This is a genomic window from Okeania sp. SIO2F4 (genome assembly GCF_010672385.1).
Taxonomy (GTDB): Bacteria; Cyanobacteriota; Cyanobacteriia; order Cyanobacteriales; family Microcoleaceae; genus Trichodesmium.
In genome coordinates, this window is the sequence record NZ_JAAHGT010001158.1 from 1 (window position 1) to 2,602 (window position 2,602).

Here is a 2,602-nt window from a genome sequence, read left to right on the forward strand (position 1 = left end):
TGGCTGTTGATGGAGCAAGTAAAATAGCAAGTTTCTTGGGCTTATTTGAGGGAATTTTGAGTAGTTGTCAAGTAGCAACTCAATGGTTTGCCTCTAGTCGTTTGGTAGAAAGAATAGGTGTTTTTGGTACAGCAATGATATTACCAGTAGGGGGAATAGCTTTAGGGTTATTTTCTTTTACAGGTGCAATAACAGGATTATTTTCAGTATTTGTAGGATTAGTAATTCTGAGATTTTTAGATGAGTTACTACACTATACATTAATTGAAACTACCGGACCGGTTTTATTCCAACCTCTACCAGAAAATATTCGTAGTGATGTTCAAACAATGGTAAATGGGGTAGCAGAACCATTTTCTACAGGTTTGAGTGGATTAATAATATTAGCAATTCTCTGGTTATGTAGATTGATATTAGACTCCAGTCAAACAGGGTTTCAAGATCGGCAAGGTCTGATATTTGTCATCGCAATAATAATATCTGGTTTGTTATGGTTAGGAGTGATATGGTTAATTAGAACCCAATATGTAGGATTGTTGGTAAGAAGCGCTGGCAAAGGAAGATTTGGTGTATTAGATGTAGATATGCGTGCTCTGAAACGCTCAGTAGTAGAAACTTTGGAAAAGGGTGTTTCAGAAGAAGATAAACGTTCCTGTATTGAGCTACTAAGTCAAATAGACCAAAAAAATTTAGGTGAAATATTAGCCCCACTGCTGCAAGTAATGTCACCTGCATTACAATGCCAAAGTCTGGAAGTGATGTTAAATCACCCTAACCCAGCTTATCTCAAACAAGTACAATCCCTAACCCAGGCATCGGTACCACCAGAAGTTCTGGCTTTAGCCTTACGCTACATCTGGCTCACAGAATCAGAACCAGATATTAGTCAGCTACGACCTTATTTACAATCTTCAGTAGACCCAGTAGTAAGAGGTACAGCAGCAGCTTTAATTATGCGTCGAGGAGACAGAGAACAAAAAGCTGAAGCTACTAATGTTTTACGCAGGATGATTACTTCCAAGCAAGAAAAAGAAAGAGTAATGGGAGTTCGTGCCTTGGGAGAAGCAGATTATTTGCAAGGGTTACGATTGTATGTTCCTAGCTTACTACAGGATGAATCGTTACGAGTGCGAAAGTATTGTATGGATGTAATCGCTGCTACTCATTTGGAAAGCTACTACCCCTCGCTTTTACGGGGTTTATCCTACAAATCAACCAGGGAAGCTGCATTGCAAGCATTAGTAAGATTAGGTAATGATGCAATTCCGATGCTGGTCAGGTTGGCGGATGATACTCACAAGTCTGATTTAGTTAGATTACAGGCTTGGACTGCTATTAGTGAAATTGGTACAATGGAAGCACTGGATTCTCTAGTAAATAGAATGATGACTACCTGGGGTATGACACGCCGTAATATTTTACGCAGATTGTTGAAAATGCCAGGAGAAGTTGGAATTGAAGGTGTACTTGAACGAGTAGGTCGTAGTGGACTTGAAATTTTAGTAGAGCAAGAATTGATGTTTCTGGGACAGATTTATGCAGGTATAGTAGACTTGTCTGGGGTAGATATGAATTCAACTACTACTTCTCACTATGCTGGTTTGGAGGAAGGTAATGGAAAACTAACAACTGATTATACAGAAATATTGCTACGGTCTCTCAAATTGTTGGAGTTAGATGCTATAGAACAGTGTTTTTTGTTAATGAAATTTCTTTACCCATTGGGTTCTATTCAAGCAGCAGCTTTTAATATTAAGTCTGATTCCCGTTCAAATGTGGCCCGTGGTTTGGAGATTTTAGATAATACTGTAGATATTTCTTGTAAGCGCTCGTTGATTGATATTTTGGATCAAAATAGTTATGAGGAAAAATTAAGTAGTTTGTCGGATCTGGTTGTTTATCAACCAATGGCTCCTAGCGATCGCTTACGGCATCTGCTAGATTTTCGTCATTTTCTTTCTGACTGGGCTTTAGCTTGCTGTTTACAGATGGCTCGTGCGGCTCGTTGGAGTTTAACTGCAGAACAAACTTTAGTTTGTTTAAGCCACCCTACTGGTTTTGTGCGGGAGGCAGCTCTAGCTTACTTGCGGATGGCATCTCAACGTGCATTGGTTGAATTATTGCCTAATTTGAGGAATGACCCAGACCCTCTGGTAGCTGCTCAAGTAGAGCAAATGATTGTTGAATTTGGTATTGGTTAGGTTAACTAGCTATCAGGTCTAGTAGTGGTGTGACACACCTTGAATGGTGTATTAGAAAAAAAAATGGTCAATCCTTGCCATAACTAGAATTATCGGAAAAAATCTAATCCACAGTTTTAGCTATGTCACGCAGGTAGTAGACAGTTTCAGCTAAAATAGTGCATTAGATTTGTCATTGTAACTAGAGGAAGTTATCTCTTTAAAATTTCCTATTGCAACATTTAAGTGGGTCTAGCAGGAAAATTTCAGATTCATCACCTCTATTCGAGTGCTTCAGAAAATGAATTGACTATTGCGTATGGAGCAATAGAAGAAAAATTTGACTATTTATCTCCCACAGCTGAGTGCTTCAGAAAATAAATTGACTATTGCGTATGGAGCAATAGAAGAAAAATTTGACA

Annotated in this window: 1 protein-coding gene; it reads left to right on the forward strand. The window is 38.6% G+C overall.

What is annotated here, in order from left to right:
• On the forward strand, nt 1-2,201 hold a 2,201-nt coding region (locus F6K22_RS38295; protein ID WP_293110120.1), incomplete at its 5' end, for a HEAT repeat domain-containing protein.
• Nucleotides 2,202-2,602 lie beyond the last annotated feature (401 nt).